17 protein-coding genes and 1 riboswitch are annotated in these 19,724 nt (G+C 50.3%); of the genes, 11 read left to right on the top strand and 6 right to left on the bottom strand.

Annotated features, from left to right (window positions below):
* Positions 1–36: 36 nt before the first annotated feature.
* From BN2762_RS23940 to BN2762_RS23920, 5 genes are all read left to right on the top strand, one after another.
* Positions 37–1,242 carry an aminotransferase class I/II-fold pyridoxal phosphate-dependent enzyme gene (locus BN2762_RS23940; RefSeq protein WP_055109319.1) on the top strand — a complete coding sequence of 402 codons (1,206 nt, stop codon included), beginning with the start codon at positions 37–39 and terminating at the stop codon, positions 1,240–1,242.
* 281 nt (positions 1,243–1,523) lie between these two features.
* Positions 1,524–2,576: a Delta(5) desaturase DesA gene (locus BN2762_RS23935; protein WP_055109318.1), complete on the top strand. Its 1,053-nt coding sequence runs from the start codon at positions 1,524–1,526 to the stop codon at positions 2,574–2,576.
* A 111-nt stretch (positions 2,577–2,687) separates the two neighbouring features.
* Positions 2,688–3,824, top strand: coding sequence for a sensor histidine kinase (locus BN2762_RS23930; protein WP_055109317.1), 1,137 nt, complete (start codon positions 2,688–2,690; stop codon positions 3,822–3,824).
* Positions 3,821–4,420, top strand: coding sequence for a response regulator transcription factor (locus BN2762_RS23925; RefSeq protein ID WP_055109316.1), 600 nt, complete (start codon positions 3,821–3,823; stop codon positions 4,418–4,420). The genes BN2762_RS23930 and BN2762_RS23925 overlap by 4 nt, the downstream gene beginning before the upstream one ends.
* A gap of 475 nt (positions 4,421–4,895) precedes the next feature.
* Complete coding sequence (locus BN2762_RS23920) at positions 4,896–5,396, top strand: CYTH domain-containing protein (RefSeq protein WP_055109315.1); 501 nt, start codon at positions 4,896–4,898, stop codon at positions 5,394–5,396.
* Between the two features lie 914 nt (positions 5,397–6,310).
* On the opposite strand, the gene BN2762_RS27940 is transcribed toward BN2762_RS23920, so the two are convergent.
* Both BN2762_RS27940 and BN2762_RS23910 read right to left on the bottom strand, forming a co-directional pair.
* Positions 6,311–6,565, bottom strand: coding sequence for a hypothetical protein (locus BN2762_RS27940; protein ID WP_222861112.1), 255 nt, complete (start codon positions 6,563–6,565; stop codon positions 6,311–6,313).
* Positions 6,566–6,729: 164 nt separating this feature from the next.
* Positions 6,730–7,335 carry an SLOG family protein gene (locus BN2762_RS23910; RefSeq protein WP_055109313.1) on the bottom strand — a complete coding sequence of 202 codons (606 nt, stop codon included), beginning with the start codon at positions 7,333–7,335 and terminating at the stop codon, positions 6,730–6,732.
* A gap of 217 nt (positions 7,336–7,552) precedes the next feature.
* Between BN2762_RS23910 and BN2762_RS23905 the strand changes: the two genes are divergently transcribed.
* Positions 7,553–8,425: a DUF6612 family protein gene (locus BN2762_RS23905; protein ID WP_055109312.1), complete on the top strand. Its 873-nt coding sequence runs from the start codon at positions 7,553–7,555 to the stop codon at positions 8,423–8,425.
* Between the two features lie 704 nt (positions 8,426–9,129).
* Here BN2762_RS23905 and BN2762_RS23900 read toward each other — a convergent pair.
* The 3 genes from BN2762_RS23900 to BN2762_RS28230 all read right to left on the bottom strand — a co-directional run bounded on the left by BN2762_RS23900 (position 9,130) and on the right by BN2762_RS28230 (position 13,565).
* Positions 9,130–9,663 (bottom strand): hypothetical protein, encoded by a 534-nt coding sequence (locus BN2762_RS23900; RefSeq protein WP_055109311.1) that lies wholly within the window; start codon positions 9,661–9,663, stop codon positions 9,130–9,132.
* Between the two features lie 176 nt (positions 9,664–9,839).
* Complete coding sequence (locus BN2762_RS23895) at positions 9,840–12,428, bottom strand: DUF2339 domain-containing protein (protein ID WP_055109310.1); 2,589 nt, start codon at positions 12,426–12,428, stop codon at positions 9,840–9,842.
* Between the two features lie 306 nt (positions 12,429–12,734).
* Positions 12,735–13,565 carry a methyl-accepting chemotaxis protein gene (locus BN2762_RS28230; RefSeq protein ID WP_055109309.1) on the bottom strand — a complete coding sequence of 277 codons (831 nt, stop codon included), beginning with the start codon at positions 13,563–13,565 and terminating at the stop codon, positions 12,735–12,737.
* A 252-nt stretch (positions 13,566–13,817) separates the two neighbouring features.
* Between BN2762_RS28230 and BN2762_RS26610 the strand changes: the two genes are divergently transcribed.
* The 5 genes from BN2762_RS26610 (at position 13,818) to thiE (ending at position 18,497) form a co-directional block, all read left to right on the top strand.
* Positions 13,818–14,990 (top strand): Rho termination factor N-terminal domain-containing protein, encoded by a 1,173-nt coding sequence (locus BN2762_RS26610; RefSeq protein WP_055109308.1) that lies wholly within the window; start codon positions 13,818–13,820, stop codon positions 14,988–14,990.
* Between the two features lie 64 nt (positions 14,991–15,054).
* Positions 15,055–15,159: riboswitch (TPP riboswitch) on the top strand.
* Between the two features lie 257 nt (positions 15,160–15,416).
* Positions 15,417–16,106: a thiaminase II gene (gene tenA / locus BN2762_RS23880; protein ID WP_055109307.1), complete on the top strand. Its 690-nt coding sequence runs from the start codon at positions 15,417–15,419 to the stop codon at positions 16,104–16,106.
* Between the two features lie 71 nt (positions 16,107–16,177).
* The gene (thiM, locus tag BN2762_RS23875; RefSeq protein WP_148500001.1) at positions 16,178–17,023 is read left to right on the top strand and encodes a hydroxyethylthiazole kinase; all 846 of its coding nucleotides are present in this window, start codon (positions 16,178–16,180) and stop codon (positions 17,021–17,023) included.
* Positions 17,020–17,832, top strand: coding sequence for a bifunctional hydroxymethylpyrimidine kinase/phosphomethylpyrimidine kinase (thiD, locus tag BN2762_RS23870; protein WP_055109306.1), 813 nt, complete (start codon positions 17,020–17,022; stop codon positions 17,830–17,832). Before thiM ends, thiD begins: the two co-directional genes overlap by 4 nt.
* A 26-nt stretch (positions 17,833–17,858) precedes the next feature.
* Positions 17,859–18,497, top strand: a complete 639-nt coding sequence (gene thiE / locus BN2762_RS23865; RefSeq protein ID WP_392391587.1) for a thiamine phosphate synthase — start codon at positions 17,859–17,861, stop codon at positions 18,495–18,497.
* Between the two features lie 844 nt (positions 18,498–19,341).
* Here thiE and BN2762_RS23860 read toward each other — a convergent pair.
* Positions 19,342–19,554 carry a hypothetical protein gene (locus BN2762_RS23860; protein WP_055109304.1) on the bottom strand — a complete coding sequence of 71 codons (213 nt, stop codon included), beginning with the start codon at positions 19,552–19,554 and terminating at the stop codon, positions 19,342–19,344.
* Between the last annotated feature and the right edge of the window lie 170 nt (positions 19,555–19,724).

The raw sequence follows: 19,724 nt of genomic DNA, 5'->3' as shown, positions 1-19,724 counted from the left end.
AGCAGGAAGCAATTGAATGGGACGGGAGTGGGCTGAATGAGTAATGAGATGAGTTATGACCGGAGCAGTGACTGGAGCAATGACTGGATTAACCCGATCGTACGGGAGATACCTCCATCTGGGATCAGGGCTTTCCTGGGGGCGGCAGATGAGCAAGTCATATCCCTCGCTGTGGGCGAGCCGGATTTCGTCACGCCACGGCCTGTGATCGAGGCCTGTATCGCGGCGCTGAACCGCGGGGCGACGGGGTACACCCCGAACGCCGGGCTGCTGGAGCTTCGGGAGGAAATCGCTAGATATCTGCAGGCAAGATTCGGTCTAGACTATGACCCGGCGAATGAAATATTCGTAACCGTAGGCAGCAGCGAAGCGGTGGATCTGGCTCTTCGCACGATGCTTAGACCCGGGGATGAGGTAATTGTACCGACGCCGAGCTATATCGCCTATTCGCCTATCGCCCAGCTGCACGGAGGCAAGGTTATAGAGGTGCAGACCTCGGCAGACGAAGAGTTCAAGCTGCGCGCCCAAGATCTCCGGCGTCATCTCACGCCCCGTTCTAAAGTGCTGATATTGAATTATCCGAACAATCCGACTGGGGCTGTCATGACGAGGGAGGATCTGGCACCGATCGCCGAGCTTGCCATTGCTCATAATCTTATCGTCATTTCCGATGAAGTCTATGCGGAGCTGAGCTATGGACAGCGCCACGACAGCATCGCCTCGCTGCCTGGCATGAAGGAGCGCACGCTCGTGATCAGCGGTTTCTCGAAGGCCTTCGCCATGACAGGCTGGCGGGTCGGCTATGTATGCGGCAATGCTGAACTGATTGCGGCGATGCTGAAAATCCATCAATACACGGCGATGTGCGCGCCGATGATGGGCCAGGTGGCGGCGATTGCAGCCTTGCGCGGCGGTCTAGGGGAGATGGAGGAAATGATCCGCTCTTACGATCAGCGCAGGAAATGGCTGGTCACTGCATTGCGGGATATCGGCCTTTCATGCCATGAGCCGGCGGGAGCCTTCTATGTATTCCCGTCAATCGCCAGCATGGGACTCAGCTCGCAGGAATTCGCACAGCGCCTGCTGAAGGAAGCGGGAGTGGCGGCCGTCCCTGGCCATGTGTTCGGGGCTGGCGGGGAAGGCTATATCCGCTGCTCCTATGCTGCTGGCATGTCCCAGCTGCAGGAGGCCGTAGAGCGGATCGAGCGCTTCGTGAGGCTGCCGCTGCTGCAGTCCTCGTAAGAAGCGATGATATAGCTTAAATCTAACGCTCGCCTTCTGGCGGGCGTTGTTGTGCTGGTTACTATTTTGCGGCCAGTTAGTTATGTTCTGTATGTATAGCCAGTTTGAAAGGTGAAACAACGAATAAACAGGAGAGCGGGTATGACATTTATCATGTTCAAGTCCTGACGGATGTATCTGTCTGACCTAGGCCGTATTTTTTATAATTAGAATACATCAAGGATTTCGGCGTTCCAGTCGTTTGTTTCATATTGGTGCGTCAGGCCCGGGGAGGAAAAAAGATGAATAAATCCAGCCGTCTGTCAGATTTGAAGAAAAACGTAGCTCCCTACGAGGAGATTGACATGAAATCAAGTATCCGCCAACTGTTCAATACCTTGCTGCCCCTCGTGCTTCTATGGTATGGCGCTTATTTAAGCCTTTCGGTATCCTATTGGTTGACCTTGCCGATCACCATCGTTGCTGGCGGTTTTCTAGTCAGAACCTTCATTATATTCCATGACTGCTGTCACCAGTCTTTTTTCAAGAGCCGGTTGGCTAATGAAATACTAGGAACGATCACGGGTGTTCTCACGCTGTGTCCTTATCAGCAATGGAAAAATACCCACTCGATCCACCACGCAACGAGCAGCAACCTCGATAAGCGCGGAGTTGGAGATATGTGGCTCCTTACGATCGATGAGTATATGGCTGCCTCGGCCTGGACGAAATTCGTCTATCGGATGTATCGCAATCCGTTCATGATGCTTGTTGTCGGACCGATCTATATTTTCCTTGTGGCTTATCGGTTTAATCGCAAGGATGCTCGGAGAAAAGAGAGAATTAGCACTTACGTGACCAATGTGGCGCTAGTCGGCGTATATGGATTATTAATATGGGCGATCGGCTGGCAGGCCTTCGTGCTGGTGCAGCTGCCGATCTTCTTCGTATCTGGTATGTTGGGCATTTGGTTATTCTATGTTCAGCACCAGTTCGAGCATTCTTATTTTGAGCATGATGAAGAATGGGAATATGTGAACGCTGCGGTGGAAGGCAGCTCTTATTATAAGCTGCCAAAAATTCTGCAATGGATTACTGGCAACATCGGGTTCCATCATGTTCATCATTTGAGTCCGAAGGTGCCAAATTACAATCTGGAAAAGGCTCATGAGGCTACGCCGCCCCTGCAGAAAGCGACGACGATCACAATCAGAACGAGTCTTAAATCGCTGCGCTTCCGTCTGTGGGACGAACGGAGCAAGACGTTTATTTCTTTTAAGGAGCTAAAGGAGGTTCAGCGCAAACCTACTGTTGGCCACAGTCCTAGTCCGTTATCAAGCGTTCAAGCAAAATAAAGTAGAACAAGCCCCTTATTTGGATAGTAATGGGCTTGTTCTTTGTTTATACTAACTGAATAATGGGGTATTGAAAAGAATGAATCATCCTAACAAAAGGTGGTGGGGAAAATGCAGAAATGGTATCAGATTTTTCAAAGAAACACCGGGTTGAGTCCGTACATCTGGGTGGTTTTCTACATTTTGCCTTTTTACTTCATCTTCCGATCGTCTGCGCCCTACCAGATTGTGTTGGGAAGCTTGTTGATCATCGCTTTCTTCGCCTGCTATGTTCTGTCATTTGTATCCACGGGCTGGAAGGTATATTTCTGGACCAGCTTGCAGATCGCTATTTCAATTACGATGACGATGCTGTTCGGCTATGTTTATTTCTCTTTGTTTCTGGCCTTCTTCATAGGAAATATCAAGAACAAGGTGGGCTTTATTACGTTGTATACAGTTCATCTGGTCACGACGGTGGTAACGATCAATTGGGGATTTCTTACGAAAACTTCGTGGTTCATTACACAGCTTCCCTTCGTTCTTGTCAGTTTGATCGGTGTTATTCTGCTGCCTGTTACGACGTATAACCGCAATAAGAGCGATCATCTGCAGGTGCAGCTGAAGGATGCGAATAAACGGATATCGGAGCTGGTGAAGCTGGAGGAGCGGCAGCGAATTGCTCGGGATTTACATGATACGCTGGGCCAGAAGCTGTCTTTAATTGGTTTAAAGAGTGATCTTGCTGGCCGGTTGATTGTCGAGCATCCTTCCCGGGCGCAGGCTGAGATTGCTGATGTGCGCCAGACAGCTAGAGTGGCCTTGAAGGAAGTTCGCGAGTTGGTAACCCAGATGAGAGGGACGAGATTACAGGATGAGCTATTCCGGATCAGGCAAATATTGAAGGCAGCTCAAATTGAATTCTCGCTGGAAGGGGATCCTGAGCAGCTGGACATTTCGTTGATGAATGAGAATGTGCTCAGCATGTGTCTTAAGGAAGCTGTAACGAATATCGTCAAGCATAGCAGCGCTACAGCCTGCTCTATAGTAATCAAGCCGTCCCGCGGTGAATTCATTGTTACAATACAGGATAATGGTGTAGGCATAGCCGTCAACTCGTTCTACTTCAAGGGAAATGGTCTGAAGGGAATGAAGGAACGCCTCGAATTTGTTAATGGAAGCATGGAAATTACTTCAAATGAAGGAACGATGCTGACGATTAAAGTTCCTAGTTCACTAAAACAACCCGTAGAGGAGGCACCGATATGATCCGAATTGTGATTGCCGAAGATCAGCGCATGCTGCTCGGGGCACTTGCTTCAATCCTTGATTTAGAGGAGGATATGAAAGTTGTCGGCAGGGCTAGCAATGGGGAAGATGCCGTCCGGCTGGTTCACCAGCATAAGCCGGACATTTGCATTATGGATATTGAAATGCCCGTGAAGAATGGTCTGGACGCGGCGGAAGAGCTGAAAGGCTCCGGCTGTAAAGTAATGATTCTGACAACCTTCGCTCGTTCGGGGTATTTTGAGCGGGCGATTAAAGCCGGGGCAAGCGGGTATTTGCTGAAGGATAGTCCAAGCGAGGAATTGGCGACTTCTATTCGCAGCATTATGGCGGGGCGCAGAATTTACGCATCAGAGCTTGTCGATGAGGCCTATGGGGAAGCGAATCCGTTAACCGAGCGGGAGAAAGAAGTGCTGGGGCTTGTCGCCGACGGGAAGAATACCAAGGAAATTGCTAGCGAGCTGTTTATTACCACAGGGACGGTCCGCAATTATATTTCCGTTATCCTAGATAAGCTGGGAGTAAGCAATCGAATCGAGGCCATTACCCGTTTTAAGGAGAAGGGATGGTTTAAGTGAGCTCGGTGAGTTCGGTAAGTTCGGTGAGTTTGGTGTACGGTAAGCTTGGTAAGCTTGGTAAGTATGGTAGGATAAGGTTAGTATGGCAGGTATGGCAGGTATGGCAGGTATGGCAAGTATGGTAAGTATGGCAAGTATAGTGAGTATGATAAGCTTGGTAAGCTGGCCAGTTTAGTTAGCGTAGTTGCTTGGTAAGCCTAGCTTCTAGTGTTATTGCTGCTAGTTGCAAAGTAAGTGTAAGGTAAAATAAGGTAAGTATAAGGCAGGTATAAGATAAGTTGCAAGTAAGTGTAAGTTGTAAGATAAGTTGTATGTTAAGTTGTGTGTCTAGCTGATAGCTTTAGCGAAAAGTCCTTCAGGTGCCGGAGGGCTGGTAGAAGGTCTACGAGTCTAGCTGGTAGCTGTTCTAGCGAAAAGCTTTCTGCACGCTAACTTGCAAGGGAATGTCATCCTAGAGAAGGAGATGTGTTGGCAAATGTCATTTGAAATTGAGCGTAAATTTCTGCTTGGGGAAATTCCCCAGTCTTTAATTGAAGCAGGGCATCTGCAACTGGAGTCTGAGCATCGAATTGAGCAGACCTACTTGGCGCTGGCTGGCGATCAGGAGTTGCGCGTGCGCAAAATCAAGGACTTGACTACAGGCGAGGTTACATATACGCATACCTTTAAGAAGGGGCATGGTCTGCTTCGGGAGGAAGTAGAGTACGAAATATCGGAAGGGATCTACGAACAGATTACAGGGATACACCAAGCAGTTCCTTTAACGAAGAACCGGGTAACGGCAATTTGGAACGGACGAATCATTGAGATCGACCTGTATGATCAAATTGATTTGATGGTGCTCGAGGTGGAGTTTGCGTCCGAAGAGGAAGCGACCGGGTTCACGCCGCCGGACTGGTTCGGTCTGGACATTAGCACGAATAAGGAATACAGCAACAAGAAAGTATGGAAGGAACTGCAGCAGCGCTCGAGTTAAATCTTTAGCATGGATGCCGTCTTACTGTTTTTCGCCTCGACGCGGCTCCCATCACGCGGTACCCAACACGCGGTACCCAATACGCAGTTCCCAATAGGCAGTTCCAGCACGCGGCTCCCAGCATGCAGCTCTCAGTACTCGGGATTAGCTGCATGACGGCGGTGACTGGATTGGGCTGGGGGCGTTTTTTTGCGAAAAAATTTGAGTCCTCTGGGCTTACAAGACGATTATGGTCGGCGGGCGATGGTCATGTTAAGCCAGCAGCGAATCGCGGCAAGTCTGCACAAATAGTGATACTTTCTATCTAAACAAAATGATATTGCCAGGCTGCTGCCTTCTCGAGTCTTTTGGTAGCCCTTCTTTTTTTGGAGTTGCTGCAGCAGTGGAATTGATGCAACAGTGGAGCTTGTACGGCATATGAACAGGGGGAGATTGTTTTGCTGAAGCTATTCATTGTTGACGATGAGGTTAGCCAAGTTAGACCACTGTCGACAGTTATCCACAAACTGCGATCCCAAATGGAAATGCTCCAAATGGAAATTAACGAGGCATATGAAGGGGAGACCACTTGGAACATCGTACAGTCGGAGTTGGCAAGTGCCGTCATTTTGAGAAACCTTTAGTTCGGCAAGAGACGGACTAGAGGTTTCTTGCATCTCGGCTCAAGCCAGGTTAGAGGGATGAAAAATGAATAATGGATGGATTTTTGGTATTTAAAAAATACAGGCGGGCATAATGCGCGCAGTTAACTGGATTTCGTGTCATTAATAGTGAAGAAAGAAAGCGAATCAGAGGAAGATAGCGTTTTTAGATACACAATATCCATCCATTTTCTCTTTGTTGGCTGTTCAAAACAGAATAAACACACGAAATCCAATTAAATAGTATAGTCAGAATAGTCAGAGAAATGGGCATTAAGTCAAACTATAGATCGCATTGAAGGAGTAGCGCCAGCCCCTGCTAGAGTTGAAGGCCAAGTTCGCATTGAAGGAGTAACGCCAGCCCCTGCTAGAGTTGAAGGCCAGGTTCGCATTGAAGGAGTAACGCCAGCCCCTGCTAGAGTTGAAGGCCAGGTTCGCATTGAAGGAGTAACGCCAGCCCCTGCTAGAGTTGAAGGCCAAGTTCGCATTGAAGGAGTAATGCGAGCCCCCGCTCGAGTCGACGGCCAAGTTCGCATTGAAGAAGTAATGCGAGTCCCTGCTCGGGTCGAAGGTTAAATTCGCGTTGAAGGAGCAGTGGCTCTCACTCGCCGTGTAATGGCTTCAGACCAAGAATATTAAATTTTCTCGCTGATTGAGCAAAGTTTACTCATTGCTAGAGCCGCGACATCCCTTTATGTTGACGATCCCTCCCCAGGGTCAAGCAATTCATAAGCTTGCACATCATCAAACTGAGTTTCCGCTTCATCATCAGCAACGGACTGAATTTCTTCAGCGCTTATGGTAAGAACCGAATATCCCTCCTCCGTCTGTTTGCGCAGCGCCCGCTGCTTGATAAATTTTGGACTAGCCTCGCCGAGCTCTTCGTCATATACAAGCAGGATGCCGTCCGTCTTTCGCAGGAGCAGCTCGTCCCTCGCAATGAATTGCCATTTGCCCTGATAAGGCTCCTTGCTCACGGCGGCATAATGATCGATTTGCCGCAGCAGCTGCTCGTAATACACTTTTTTCTCGTCACTCCATTTCTCCTCCGGGTTGCTGAAGGCCGTAATAATGGAGCATTTCAACTGCGGATATTGCGCCTTGAGCGAAATGGCAGCCTCGCATGCCCAAAGATCGACGCCGTATTGTCCCGGGGTAATCACCCATTCCAAGCCTTCCTCCAGGAGGGGGATCAGCTTGTTCCGGATCGCCTGTTGAATATAGGGGATTCCTTTATGCTTATTGTTGTAAATACCAAGCTCATGAGCCCGATAACCGGTTACAAATAAGTTCTTCAATTGTTGGACTCCTTATAGATTATAAAATTTTTAACATTAATATAATCATAGATTACCCTTTGCCAGATAGCTACCCTACAGGGTTTGTGGTTCTATTTTCCTGGGCAATTAAGACTGAAAAAGAAAGTGGATAGGTCTATATTCCTTGTTGACTAATGGGGGAATTTGGTTAATATGTTTAAGGAGACTTTTACATAAAACTAGGAGGACAAACATCTTGAAAAAACTTACAGCATTATTATTGGGGGCAATTCTATTAGTAGGCATCACAGCTTGCGGAAAGGAAAAGGAAGCTGGTAATGCTAACGTGCCGACAAACACTAATGCCAGTGCAAATGCAGCGTCGAAAGATTCTTCTAAAGACGCACTGCCTACTGTGGATGAGCTGATTACGAAATCTTCCGAAGCCAGCAAAGAGCTAAAGAGCTTTAAGATGGAAGCGGATATTGATCAAAAAATGACGATCAAGCAAGGCGACCAAGAGATGAACCAGGACATTAAAATCGCTATGACCTTGGATTATCAAAAGGATCCAATCGCTATATATCAAGTGATGTCGATGGATATGGGAGCAGAGGGCAAAACTGATATTGAGCAATACATCACGAATGATGGTATTTATTCACTAGTAGAAGGTACTTGGGTGAAGCTGCCTGAAGAGATGAAAGCAGATCTGGTTGCCCAAATGGAATCGGCGGCTAACCTGGAATCTCAATTGGAGCAATTTAAATCGATCGCTAACGAAAGCAAGGTTACTGAAGAAGGCGACGAATATGTTCTGTCTGCTGAACTGTCTGGAGACGGGCTGAAAGAACTGGCTAAAAACTTGATGAGCCAAACCGGCAGCGGTAATGAAGACGCAGCAGCAATGCTGGAAATGATGACAATCAAGAACATCAAATTGAGCAACGCCATGAACAAAGAAACGTATCTTCCAACGAGATCCGACGTTGAAATGGAAATGGACATGGATGTAGAAGGGCAATCCGTATCCATGACTATGATTATGAAGTCCACGATTTCGAAGCAAAATGAAGTGGAAGAAATCAAAATTCCGCAAGAAGTTATCGACAGCGCAGTTCAAGGCTAATCGCCAGTGAGCAACAAGAAGACCGCCGAACTTAAGGTTCAGCGGTCTTCTTTTCGTAACTGCGGCTGGACAATGGTACACCAGGCAGCGCCTCGGGCTTGCAGTTCTACACTGCAAGTCGGCTTTGGTAAGTTACATCACGTTGAATGAATGGGGTGTGGGGCAAGCCTAGCATCAACCCTTCTTAACTCTCAGTTGCACCAGCCAGCGTACAAGCATCACATGAAATAGGCCTCTCTGCCGCAGAAAGGCCTTTAGCCGTTTGCTTTTAAAAATACCCGCCGAATTCACGCAGCCTGCACAAATAGGGCACAAGCAAGCCGTGCGAGAGCGTACAGGCCGTCTCTGACTATTATCCGTGGATCGATAAGATGGTAAAGGTCGTATAGAACAATGTATAGAACGTACCTAATGCGATAATCCAGGCAAAGAGATTGCTTTCATTTTTATACTCCGTTTTTGGTTTTTGCATACGGATCAGCTCCCTTGTGAATGCTGAAATCATAATTTGTGAACAAAGTGTGTCTCCCTTATTACATATTATTAAACATTTTGTGTCTAAATTCAAACACTTTTTTTGATGTATCTTGACAATTGTTGTTTCTGCACAAAAAAACACAGCGCGGACCATGCAGGTACGGCTGTGATTAAGCTTGTTCGGGATAGTATATTTTTAAGGATGAAAGAAAAATAGTGATCTGCTCTTAAGGTGCAAAGCCCTCCTCACGCAAATACTCCTCCGCCTCCTCTCGAGTCTCGAAGACCATCTCAATGGTGGATCCGGCGTAAACGTACCATAGATCGTCTGCGGGCTTCAGGAGCAGGCTGGTTCCATCTTGATCATGCCAGAGCTCATCACTGGGAGGGTTGGCTGAATTTGCAGCTGGCGAGTTTTTAAGGCTGTGTTGTGAGGCTTTGGATATGGAGTGGTCGGACCGGGAGCCAGAGTCTCTCCTATGGGGAGCCGACAACGAATCGATCGATTGCTGAACCAATTGGCGAAGCTCGGTTTCGGTGAAGTCGCGGATATTGATGAAGCCTTTGTCATTCACATCGGGGTGATTCAGCAGCCCGGCATAGACAAATCCATTGCCGTTTGGATGCAGATGGTAACCGACGGTTTTTTTATCATAAGCGCTGTCTTCATAATGGAAGTTGACGCGACCCAGCGATACGTCCCGGCGTTCAAGCTGGGGGAAGGATTCGAGAATTTGGATTTTCTGTTGGAATGTAAGCATGTATAGCCTCCCTAAAATTTACGAAATTTCATTGTGCCGTGATTATATCATAATCCGTCCGGCCATTTATATGCCGGGCCGATCCCGCCGAAATAACAAAGAAACCGCCTGAAGGACGGTTTCTTAGCTTGTGTCGGTGATGTAAACGTGAAGAGGTGTGGATCTGCTAAAACTCTTTATGCATCCGGGGACATTGGCTGATCCCCCTCCTGCTTTTTCTTATAAAGCAATCTCGAGGTAGCTATTCCTGCGAGTCCCAGGGCGATGAAGAGAACCGCTCGTACGGCAATCGACACCCAAGGCAGATCAATGATGATGACCTTGAGCAAAATCACGAACAAGAAAATCACGCCCGCCAGCCGGACACGGGATCGATTTGTGTTCAGTCCAAAGACAATCAAGGCAGCCGAGTACAGGATCCATACGCCAGACATGCTCAAATGCATAATATCATTGCTGAAGGCTTTAGTCAGAACATAGGCGATCTGAGTCAGGAAAATAAGGCCTAGCGCAGCCTCTACCCAGTTGAAGACATTCCACAGGGAGAGCACCCAGGCTGGCTCCTGCTGCTTTCTTGCCACAAAATACGGAATCGGCATGCTGGCTACCAGCAGGAACCAGGCCAGCGTCTCCGGAGAGAAAAATTCAGGCATGAAATTGAAGAAGATCAGCAAGGCGCTGAACAAATACAGCGTCAAGCCGACGATTTGCTGCAGCAAGCTTCTTAGCTTAATGCCAAGGATAAAGGACAGCATGCCTAAGATTAGCAGCACGCTGGCCTTGTAGTCGCGGCCTACACTGTCGACGATGAATACGACCCAGCCGTACGTAGCGATGGAGGCGAACAGCTGCGACATTTGCTTGTGCTTTAGAGACACCACGGCGGTAACGCTATACAGAATGGACAATAATGCCGTCAGAATACTAAAGGTATAGCCTTCATCACTGCCATAAAGTCCTATCATCCATAAAGAGAGAAGGAAAAAACTGATCGGCAGCAAAATCATCTGATCCAGCTTGTGGCGGTATCGATGTGCCGCCGTAATCCCGTACAGTACAAAATGCTGCAGAAGTATGGCGATCAGGAACAGATGCTTGCTGTTATCGTAGTATCCTTGCGCATACAAGATCAAGAGCGGTACATGCAGGACGGTAATTGCAACGATATAGGCTGCCCGGAAATCAAAACGGACCGATACAAGCATCATCGCGATGGAGAAAACAGCCGTATACAGGATAAACATCCACGGATTAGCCGGGGACTTAGCCAGAAACGGTATCAGATAGCCCGACAGCAAGGCTATAATGACCAGCGTTTGAGAACGGTGATGAACCGCTATAAATACGCCAAAGGCGATGGACATTATGTACAGGACAAAAGCGATGCCAAGCGGGATCAAGTCATAAAGCATGTGCGCGGCAAAAAGAGTGAGTACCAATACGGCGTTCGCGCCGCCGAGAACGACCTGCCCCAAAGCTTCGCGCTCCTGGCGAACCTGTCTGTCTCCGAACCAGTACATAGCTGCGGCCAGAACGGCTCCAAGCAGGCAGCGGACCGGCTCGCTTAAATATCCGGCGTTCACGGCTGCCATAAACAGCCATAATACACCAAGCAATAGAACGACGATGAACACCCGCGGCAGCCATACCCTAGAGATGGCATATTCCCAATCTTTAGAAGAAGTGCGCGGTGCATTTGCCGGCTGCTGCATATTGGGGAATTGCCCGTATGCCGGCTGCTGCCCCTGATAAGCGGCCTCTGTGGAGCGTTCCTGCTGTAGAGGCTGGGCATGTTGGTAGTGCTGTTGGTCATGCGAATAGTTCATGTGCCGTCCGTCAGGACTGGAACCTGGGTACTGCTGCTCCTGTTGCGGCAGATGCTGCCCCGCTTGGGCTTGTCGATTCCAAGCCGGCGCTCCCGGATGAGTCTGGTTCTGCGGTTGAGCCCCCGTGTTGGCTTCGTATTGCTGGTATTGCCCCGCTTGGGCTTGTCGATTCCAAGCCGGCGCTCCCGGATGAGCCTGGTTCTGCGGTTGAGCTCCGGTGTTGGCATCGTGTTGCTGGTACTGTCCCGGTTGGGCTTGTGGATTCCAAGCCGGCGCTCCCGGATAAGTCTGGTTCTGCTGTTGAGCTCCGGTGTTGGCATCGTGTTGCTGGTGCTGCCCCGCTTGGGCTTGTGGATTCCAAGCCGGCGCTCCCGGATGAGTCTGGTTCTGCTGTTGAGCTCCGGTGTTGGCATCGTGTTGCTGGTGCTGTCCCGCATGGGCTTGTGGATTCCAAGCCGGCGCTCCCGGATAAGCCTGGTTCTGCTGTTGAGCTCCGGTGTTGGCATCGTGTTGCTGGTGCTGTCCCGCATGGGCTTGTGGATTCCAAGCCGGCGCTCCCGGATGAGTCTGACTTTGGGGTTGAGCATCCTGGAACGAGCTCTGGCCATGGAAGTATCCCTGCGGATTAAACTGCTGGCTGTACTGCTCAGGGTTTTGCCCGCCATGGTGCAGCTCCTGCTGCTGCGGCAGCTCTTGGTGAGGGTAATGCTCTTGCCCTGGCCCACCCTGAGGATTCCACGGCGGAGGCCCGGATTGCTGCCCTTGCTGCTGTGCGCCGAGCGGCGGTTCAAGAGCAGGCTCGTGAATAGCCTCCTTCTCCGATGGAGGCGGGCCCGAGGCCTCCGGCGCAGAACTTTGATCGCTTTTTAGCTCAGTTAATTTTTCGGTTAGCCTTCTTAACTCTGCCTCCAGTTCTTTGATCTTTTTGTCTTTTTCCAAGTTCATATCACCTCTGCATATTAAAATGTTTTACGCTTCACAGAATACCTGATCAACAATTGACAATAGCGGATACTAAACAATCCTTCAAGTCCATATTTTGGAAGGGTATATGTAGGCTCCATATGGGTTATGTAGATGGTTGCGTAGGCTGGAATTCAGGATGAGCGAATGTGCTCCAAATGGAGAAAATGTATTCTGGAAAACATCCTGAAGCCCTGACCAAGCCCTGACCAAAGTCAAGGGCCTAACGCTATATCGTACTGTCTAGGCCTAGTCTGGTAGAACTTCAGGATGCTACAATTTTTAGGTGGATTGATGCAGCAATTTCTCCGCGAAGGCGTTCATCTGCTTGTTCGTCTCGTTCAGCAGCTCGATGGTCTCCATGAAATCGGTTACCAGAACAGCTTGCTCTTGGGAGGATTGAACGATTTGGGCAAAATCAGACTCCAGCTGACGGATCGACTGCTGCACGCTGGTTAGTGTCTCTGCTATAGCTGCCGTAGCTTCCTTCGTATGCTCTGACAGCTTGCGTACCTCTTTCGCTACGACACCGAACCCGGCCCCGAGTTCGCCGACTCTAGCAGCTTCAATCGCCGCGTTAAGGCCAAGCAGATTCGTCTGGTTAGAGATTTCTTGAATGAATTCGATCGTTTTATTAATGTTCGCAGAGTTGTCTACGGCGTGTTTCGTATTGGCCAGAATATTCTCGCTGGTAGCCGACAGCTCCTCCGAATGGGCTGCTACGGTCTGAACCATATCTACGAGGCGATTTGTGATCTGGTCAAAGCTGTGCATTTTGGCCTCCAGCTCCTGCTGATTCTCCAGCGATTGTGCCGTAGCGATAGCTCCGATGACTTCTCCTGTCTCATCCTTGACAGGGATAGCGGCAGCGTTGATCGGCACGCCGTAAATATGCTCCGGGATCAACAGGCTGGAGTAATGGCCGCTTAGCGCCTTGCGGAGATTTTCGTCTGAAGCAGGGATCGGGTCTCCGGGCTTAAGGCCAAGGTCGATGCTTGCCGAAGGTTCATAGAATAGAAATTTGTCCCGATCGGTAATCCCGATCATAGTGTCTTGCTGTAACAATTGCTTGATGTAGGGAACTGCTGCAATGAGTGTATCGAGCATGTTCATGGTGCGCACCGCCTATTATTTTTTTATTTTCATATAGATAGATTTTATCATTAAAGGCGTACTAAAGGCACCAAAGAATCACTCTGCTATATGAAATTTATGAAATTTGCGGAGAAACTCTCTCCTACAGGCCATTTGTGTGGTAGTATATGTAGTTGAGCCCGAAATTGGGGTAATATCCGGTGCTAAAATGATCATGCGATCCAAAGGGAAGTACAAAGGAAACAAGGAATTGAAAGAGGAGAACTGAACTTGGAAGATTACAATGAAATGCTTGAACAAATGAATATCCAGCATGCGATTATCGGGGATGTTACGACAAGCCTACCTGACATTCTTCAAGACTTGACGAAGGTTCGTTTATCTTCGCTTGCTTCCGCATGCAATTTGCCTGGACGTTCCAAGATGAAAAAGCAGGAATTAATAGAAGCGCTGACGGCCTACATGACCGATGCGGAGCATTTGCAATCCGCTCTGCTGATTACGGATGCACTGGAGTGGCAATTATTCGAGTCGCTTCTTCGTCAGCCTGTTCTGCAGAACAATCTGATTCTGATCGAGCACTACTGGTATTTGATGAACCATGGGCTTGTGTTTACTTACTTCAGCGAGGGCCAGCTTTACATCGTCATGCCGGATGAGATTCGCGATGCTTACGCTCAGCTGGATCATGCAGATTTTCATAACAAGCGGACGGGCATTCAGCTCGTTCATGAATATATATTAGCTATGACGCACTTGTATGGCGTGATCGAGCCGGACAAGTTCATTGAAATTTATAACGGGCAGAACAGCGAGCCGCTCGAGCAGGAACGGTTCAAGGAGCTGTTCGAAATGCTGGCGAGCAGAGAGCAGAATTATACTATGGCCGGCGGTTATATCGTGGATGGCTATTTGTCTGCCGAGGAATCGCGGGAAGAGCTGGAGGAGCTGCTGTCGCAAATCAACGATAAGCCGCAATACGTTCCGAAGCGCGAGGACCTGCTGAAATACGCCGATGATGACTATTTCGAGATGACGCCACAGCTGACAAAGCTGAGAGCATATATTCAGAAGGAAATCTGCCGGGACGCGGAAATGGTCGAGTACCTTATCGATGACATCCAGCTCGCTTGTACGATGCAGGCGGCGCCGGGCGACCTCATTCATGAATTTGAGAGAAGAGGATTGAAATTTCAGAGCATGGAGCAGGCGGATATCGTTGTGGCGCTGATGAACGATGTCTACAATCATACGAGACTATGGATTTACAGGGGCCATACTCCGTTCGAAATGAACCGGATTGCCGGCAACGTAGAGCTGAGATCTGCGCATCGCCAGCTAAGTCCGTTGAGCAAAAGCCAGGTATCCGTCACTAAAATCGGCCGTAACGAGCCATGCCCATGCAACAGCGGATTCAAGTACAAAAAATGCTGCGGCAAATAATTTGAAATACCAAAAATTTGACAACACTTGTAAAGACAGATACAGTAATAGTGATTATGAATAGGAAGTCCACTAGGGGAGCCGTCAGCGGCTGAGACAAGAGAGGTATCTTGGACCCTTTGAACCTGATCTAGTTCGTACTAGCGTAGGAAAGTGGAGTCGGAAATTCAAAGTGCTTGCACGGATGGTTTGCATGCTGACCGTGTTAAGGTGACTCTGATAAGGCCGCTCCACCTCGGAGCGGCCTTTTTTTATATTCCCGGATAATTTGCCGGAGCAAAGGGCCTGTCCGGATAGTATATGAATAGTCCATGAATGGTCTGTGAAGAGTCCAGAATCGTCCTGGAATATCCGAATGGTGAATGTGCGGCGTCATCCCTAATGGCTTCCTGATCATGTTCACATTATATCCGGAGGTGGAGAACGATGAGTTTTACACAGGAGCTCCGTCAGAAGGCGGACGGTATTTTTCAAGCTATTTTTGAACACCCTTTTGTGAGAGGAATCGCTAACGGAGATTTAAAGAAAGAGCAGCTGGTTCATTACGTCAAGCAGGACCATGAATATTTAACGGCGTTTATGCGGATTTACGGCATTGCCATATCCAAATGCTCTACCCGGGAAGAAATCGAAATGTTCAATCAGCAAATCTCTTTTATCCTGAATAGCGAAGTTCATCCGCATAATAATTTCTGTGCAGTTGCCGGAGTGACTTATGAACAGATGCAGGGCTATGCACTGGCCCCGGGGGCACATCATTATATCCGCCACATGCTGACCGTAGCGCACGAAGGAAGCCTGGCCGAAATTATGGCTGTGCTGCTGCCGTGTCCGTGGACTTATCTGGAGATCGGCGAGAAGCTGATGAAGGAGGTTCGCCCGACCGAGGCTCATCCATTCTATGAATGGATCCATTTCTATGCAACGCGGACGAATACGACGGCTAAATTCTGCGAGCGTCTAGACAAGTGGGCAGAGACTACGACCGAGCTTGAGCGTAAAAAAATGACCGAGCACTATCTGCTGAGCTGCCAGCTCGAGTACATGTTCTGGGATATGGCCTATAACGTTCAGGATTGGCCGGCTCCGATGAATACGGCGGAATACGCCCTCTAAGGCAGAGATCGAAGCAGAGTTCGAAGGCAGCTATTCTATCATTTATTCATAAAGAAGTGAGGCAGATCATAATGAGTACACTGGAAAACGAGATTTCAGCACTTCTTACGAAGGTTCAGAGAACCAAGCCGCTCATTCATAATATGACCAACGTGGTGGTCACCAATATTACCGCAAACGGGCTGTACGCCCTCGGGGCATCGCCCGTTATGGCCTACGCTCCAGAGGAGGTTGCCGATATGGCCAAAATCGCCGGAGCGCTTGTACTGAACATCGGCACTCTAACGGCGGAGCAGGTCAAGGCGATGATCATCGCGGGAAAATCTGCGAACGAGCATGGCGTTCCAGTGCTGCTGGATCCGGTCGGAGCTGGAGCCACGCCGTTCCGCACGGAATCGGCGCTGCGGATTCTCCGCGAGGTGAGGGTCTCCCTCGTGCGGGGAAATGCAGCGGAGATTGCCAATCTTATTGGCGAGACCCGCGAGATCAAGGGCGTGGATGCCGGGGCCGGAGCCGATAACGAGAACGCCCAGCTGGGGCTGCGGGCAGCCCGGAAGCTGAACGCAGTTGTAGCGATTACGGGCCAGGAGGATGTCATTACGGACGGCAGCTTATGCCGAGTGATCAGCGGCGGGGATGCGCTGCTGACCCAGGTGACGGGAACGGGCTGCCTGCTGACATCGGTGCTGGGCGCCTTCGCCGCGGTGGAGAAGGATCTGCTGCTGGCGGGCACAGCCGGGCTGGCCTTCTATGGCGCGGCTGCCTCCCGGGCGGCCGAGCGAACGTCCGGCATCGGTCCCGGCAGCTTCCAAACCGCCTTCCTCGACGAGCTGGCCAAGCTGCATCCGCATTCGTTGAAGGGGTATGCTGCGGTTCGCGAATATCAGGCCTCGGCCACTGGGGAGGCGTGGATATGAGCATAGCCAGAGCGCTTACGATTGCGGGCTCGGACAGCGGCGGCGGAGCAGGAATCCAGGCCGACCTCAAGACGTTCCAGGAGCTGGATGTTTTTGGCATGTCGGCCATTACGGCGATTACAGTGCAGAATACGCTGGGCGTTCAGGGTGTATATCCGCTTCCGCCGGAGGCCGCCGCGCAGCAAATCGATGCGGTAAGCACCGATCTGGGCGTCGATGCCCTGAAGACGGGAATGCTGTTCAGCGCCGATATGATTGAGGCGGTGGCTGGCTGCATTCGAGAACACGGCTGGCGCAATGTTGTCGTCGACCCGGTGATGATCGCCAAGGGCGGAGCGGAATTGCTGCTGCCGGAGGCTGTGCGGGCAATGAAGCAGAAGCTTCTGCCGCTGGCGCTGATCGTTACGCCGAACATTCCGGAGGCTGAGGCATTGTCCGGCATGAGCATCCGCTCGATGGAGGATCGCCGGGAGGCGGCCAAGCGCATTTGCGCTTTCGGCCCTGCCGTCGCCGTGATCAAGGGCGGGCATGATGAAGGCGGCGAGCAGGTGATCGACCTGCTCTATGACGGGGCTTCATTCATAGAGCTGGAGGGCCGGCGGATTCAAACCGTGCATACGCATGGCACAGGCTGCACTTATTCCGCCGCAATCGCTGCCGGACTGGCGAAGGGGCTGCCGGTACTGGAGGCGGTGCAGACGGCCCGCGATTATATCCAGGCGGCGATCGAGGACAGCCTGGAGCTGGGACAGGGGCATGGCCCGACGAACCACTGGGCTTACCGCCGTAGAAGGGAGCAGCAGCGATGAGCGGCGGCAGCATCTCGCCCGAGCAAATGCGGCGATACTTGCGGATGTACCTGGTTGTCGGCAGCGTGAACTGCCGGGAGAGTCCGCTGCGTGTCGTGGAGGAAGCGTTGAACGGAGGCGCCACGATGATCCAGTTCCGCGAGAAGGGTCCGGGCGCACTGACCGGGGAGGCCAAGCTGGCGCTTGCTTTGGAGCTGCAAGCGGCCTGCCGCCGCGCCGGAGTGCCGTTCATCGTCAACGACGATGTGGAGCTGGCCGCCCGTATCGGAGCGGACGGCATTCACGTCGGGCAGGACGATGAGTCAGCGGGTGCTGTTCGCGCCCGGATTGGCAACCGCATCCTTGGCGTGTCCGCGCATACGGTGAAGGAGGCGCGGACTGCGCTCTTGCATGGCGCCGACTACATCGGCGTGGGCCCGATTTACCCGACGATCTCCAAGGAGGATGCGCGTCCGGTACAGGGGATGCGGGTAATCGAGGAGATGCGGTCCCAAGGGATTAGGCTGCCGATCGTCGGCATCGGGGGAATTACGGCAGAGCGCGCCGGCGAGGTGGTGCGCGCGGGCGCGGACGGCGTTGCCGTTATCTCCGCGGTGACCCAGGCGGAGAATGTGCGGACAGCTACCGCAGAGCTGTTGAAGCAGGTGACTGAGGCGGCTCTTTGATAAACATCGCTGCAAAGCTCAGCGATCCGGGTGAAGACAGGTTAGCAGATACAGGTAGATCAAGTAGCACGCAGGGCAGATTAGCGGCGCAGAAATACCAGCAGGAGCAAGTATACCAGTAGGTGTAGGCCCACCAGCAACTGCAGTCAGACCTGCAGGAGCAGGTATACAAGCAGGTGCAGGTACACTAGTAGGTGTAGGCATACCAGCAGGTGCAGACACACCAACAGGAGCAGATATACCAGTAGATGTAGGCAGGCTAGCATGAGCAGATACACTAGCAGGCGCAGGCAGATTAGCAGGTGCAAACAGTCTAGCATACGTAGACGCGAAGCAGGCCGCAGATTCCGATACGAATCTGCGGCCTGCTTGCTGTGGGAGCCTTTATTTTGATTTTGGCCAGACGGCCGGAACAGATCAATTTCATATCCTTGTCAGATTGGGGACTATAAGCCTTGTTTATTTGAATTTTGGGGATCACAGCTCTATTGCCGCCATCTGTCTTAGCGGGATTCGGGAATTTAGTCTCAGAAACAAAATCTGGAAATTAACGTCTAATGATTACCAGGTCGTATCAGGGGGGATACAGATCCCCAAAAACCAGCATTCAAGAACTCTTCAGCTCACGAAGTCATAATTTTATCCTAATGCTCATAAGCTGTATAAACAGATGCCCCTTTTTCGGTACAAACCATCCCGCATCCTATGAAGTTTTATGAAGAATAGGAAGTTGAAGAACAAGATGATAGGAAAGGAAGCAACCCGGCTGGAGCGATGCTTAGAGAGGATGACCTCCCGAGCAGCAGCTTGATGAGCCTGATCCCGTGTCCGTTGCAGCTTCTCGTCATTTAGCCTTCGTGTCAGCATGATCCGCAGTTTTTGAAGCTTCTGTATACGCCTCAATGCTTTTGACCTGCTGGGTTAAGAGTTGGATAGTGTCATCCATTTTGTCCAGCTTCTCGCCCATCGTTTGCAGCAAGTATTTGATGAGAATAAAGCTCAGGGTAACGGGAAAACCAACGTTTGTAATCAGCGTCACCATATCAGCAACCTGCATCACCGCTCTCTCCTTTCTTCTAAATGTCCTTTCACTAATATAGAGAAAAGAAAAGGAGAGATTTACAACCATTCATTTAGAAATAAATGTTATAATTTCAATAAATAAGTTGATTTAACAGTTGTAGAAATTATAATCATTTTTCCCTATAGGTAGAAGATGATTTTGAA

Source organism: Paenibacillus ihumii, from assembly GCF_001403875.1.
Taxonomy (GTDB): domain Bacteria; phylum Bacillota; class Bacilli; order Paenibacillales; family Paenibacillaceae; genus Fontibacillus; species Fontibacillus ihumii.
The sequence above is the reverse complement of the archived record's forward strand: the minus strand, read 5'-3'. Positions and strand labels throughout refer to the sequence as shown.

What these genes read in the sequence shown, in the direction of transcription:
- thiM (WP_148500001.1), top strand. Translation starts at nt 16,178, where the DNA reads ATGAGTACACTGGAAAACGAGATTTCAGCACTTCTTACGAAGGTTCAG.
- tenA (WP_055109307.1), top strand. Translation starts at nt 15,417, where the DNA reads ATGAGTTTTACACAGGAGCTCCGTCAGAAGGCGGACGGTATTTTTCAA.
- BN2762_RS23860 (WP_055109304.1), bottom strand. Translation starts at nt 19,554, where the DNA reads ATGCAGGTTGCTGATATGGTGACGCTGATTACAAACGTTGGTTTTCCC.
- thiD (WP_055109306.1), top strand. Translation starts at nt 17,020, where the DNA reads ATGAGCATAGCCAGAGCGCTTACGATTGCGGGCTCGGACAGCGGCGGC.
- thiE (WP_392391587.1), top strand. Translation starts at nt 17,859, where the DNA reads ATGCGGCGATACTTGCGGATGTACCTGGTTGTCGGCAGCGTGAACTGC.
- BN2762_RS23900 (WP_055109311.1), bottom strand. Translation starts at nt 9,663, where the DNA reads ATGCTTACATTCCAACAGAAAATCCAAATTCTCGAATCCTTCCCCCAG.
- BN2762_RS23940 (WP_055109319.1), top strand. Translation starts at nt 37, where the DNA reads ATGAGTAATGAGATGAGTTATGACCGGAGCAGTGACTGGAGCAATGAC.
- BN2762_RS23935 (WP_055109318.1), top strand. Translation starts at nt 1,524, where the DNA reads ATGAATAAATCCAGCCGTCTGTCAGATTTGAAGAAAAACGTAGCTCCC.
- BN2762_RS23920 (WP_055109315.1), top strand. Translation starts at nt 4,896, where the DNA reads ATGTCATTTGAAATTGAGCGTAAATTTCTGCTTGGGGAAATTCCCCAG.
- BN2762_RS28230 (WP_055109309.1), bottom strand. Translation starts at nt 13,565, where the DNA reads ATGAACATGCTCGATACACTCATTGCAGCAGTTCCCTACATCAAGCAA.
- BN2762_RS23925 (WP_055109316.1), top strand. Translation starts at nt 3,821, where the DNA reads ATGATCCGAATTGTGATTGCCGAAGATCAGCGCATGCTGCTCGGGGCA.
- BN2762_RS23930 (WP_055109317.1), top strand. Translation starts at nt 2,688, where the DNA reads ATGCAGAAATGGTATCAGATTTTTCAAAGAAACACCGGGTTGAGTCCG.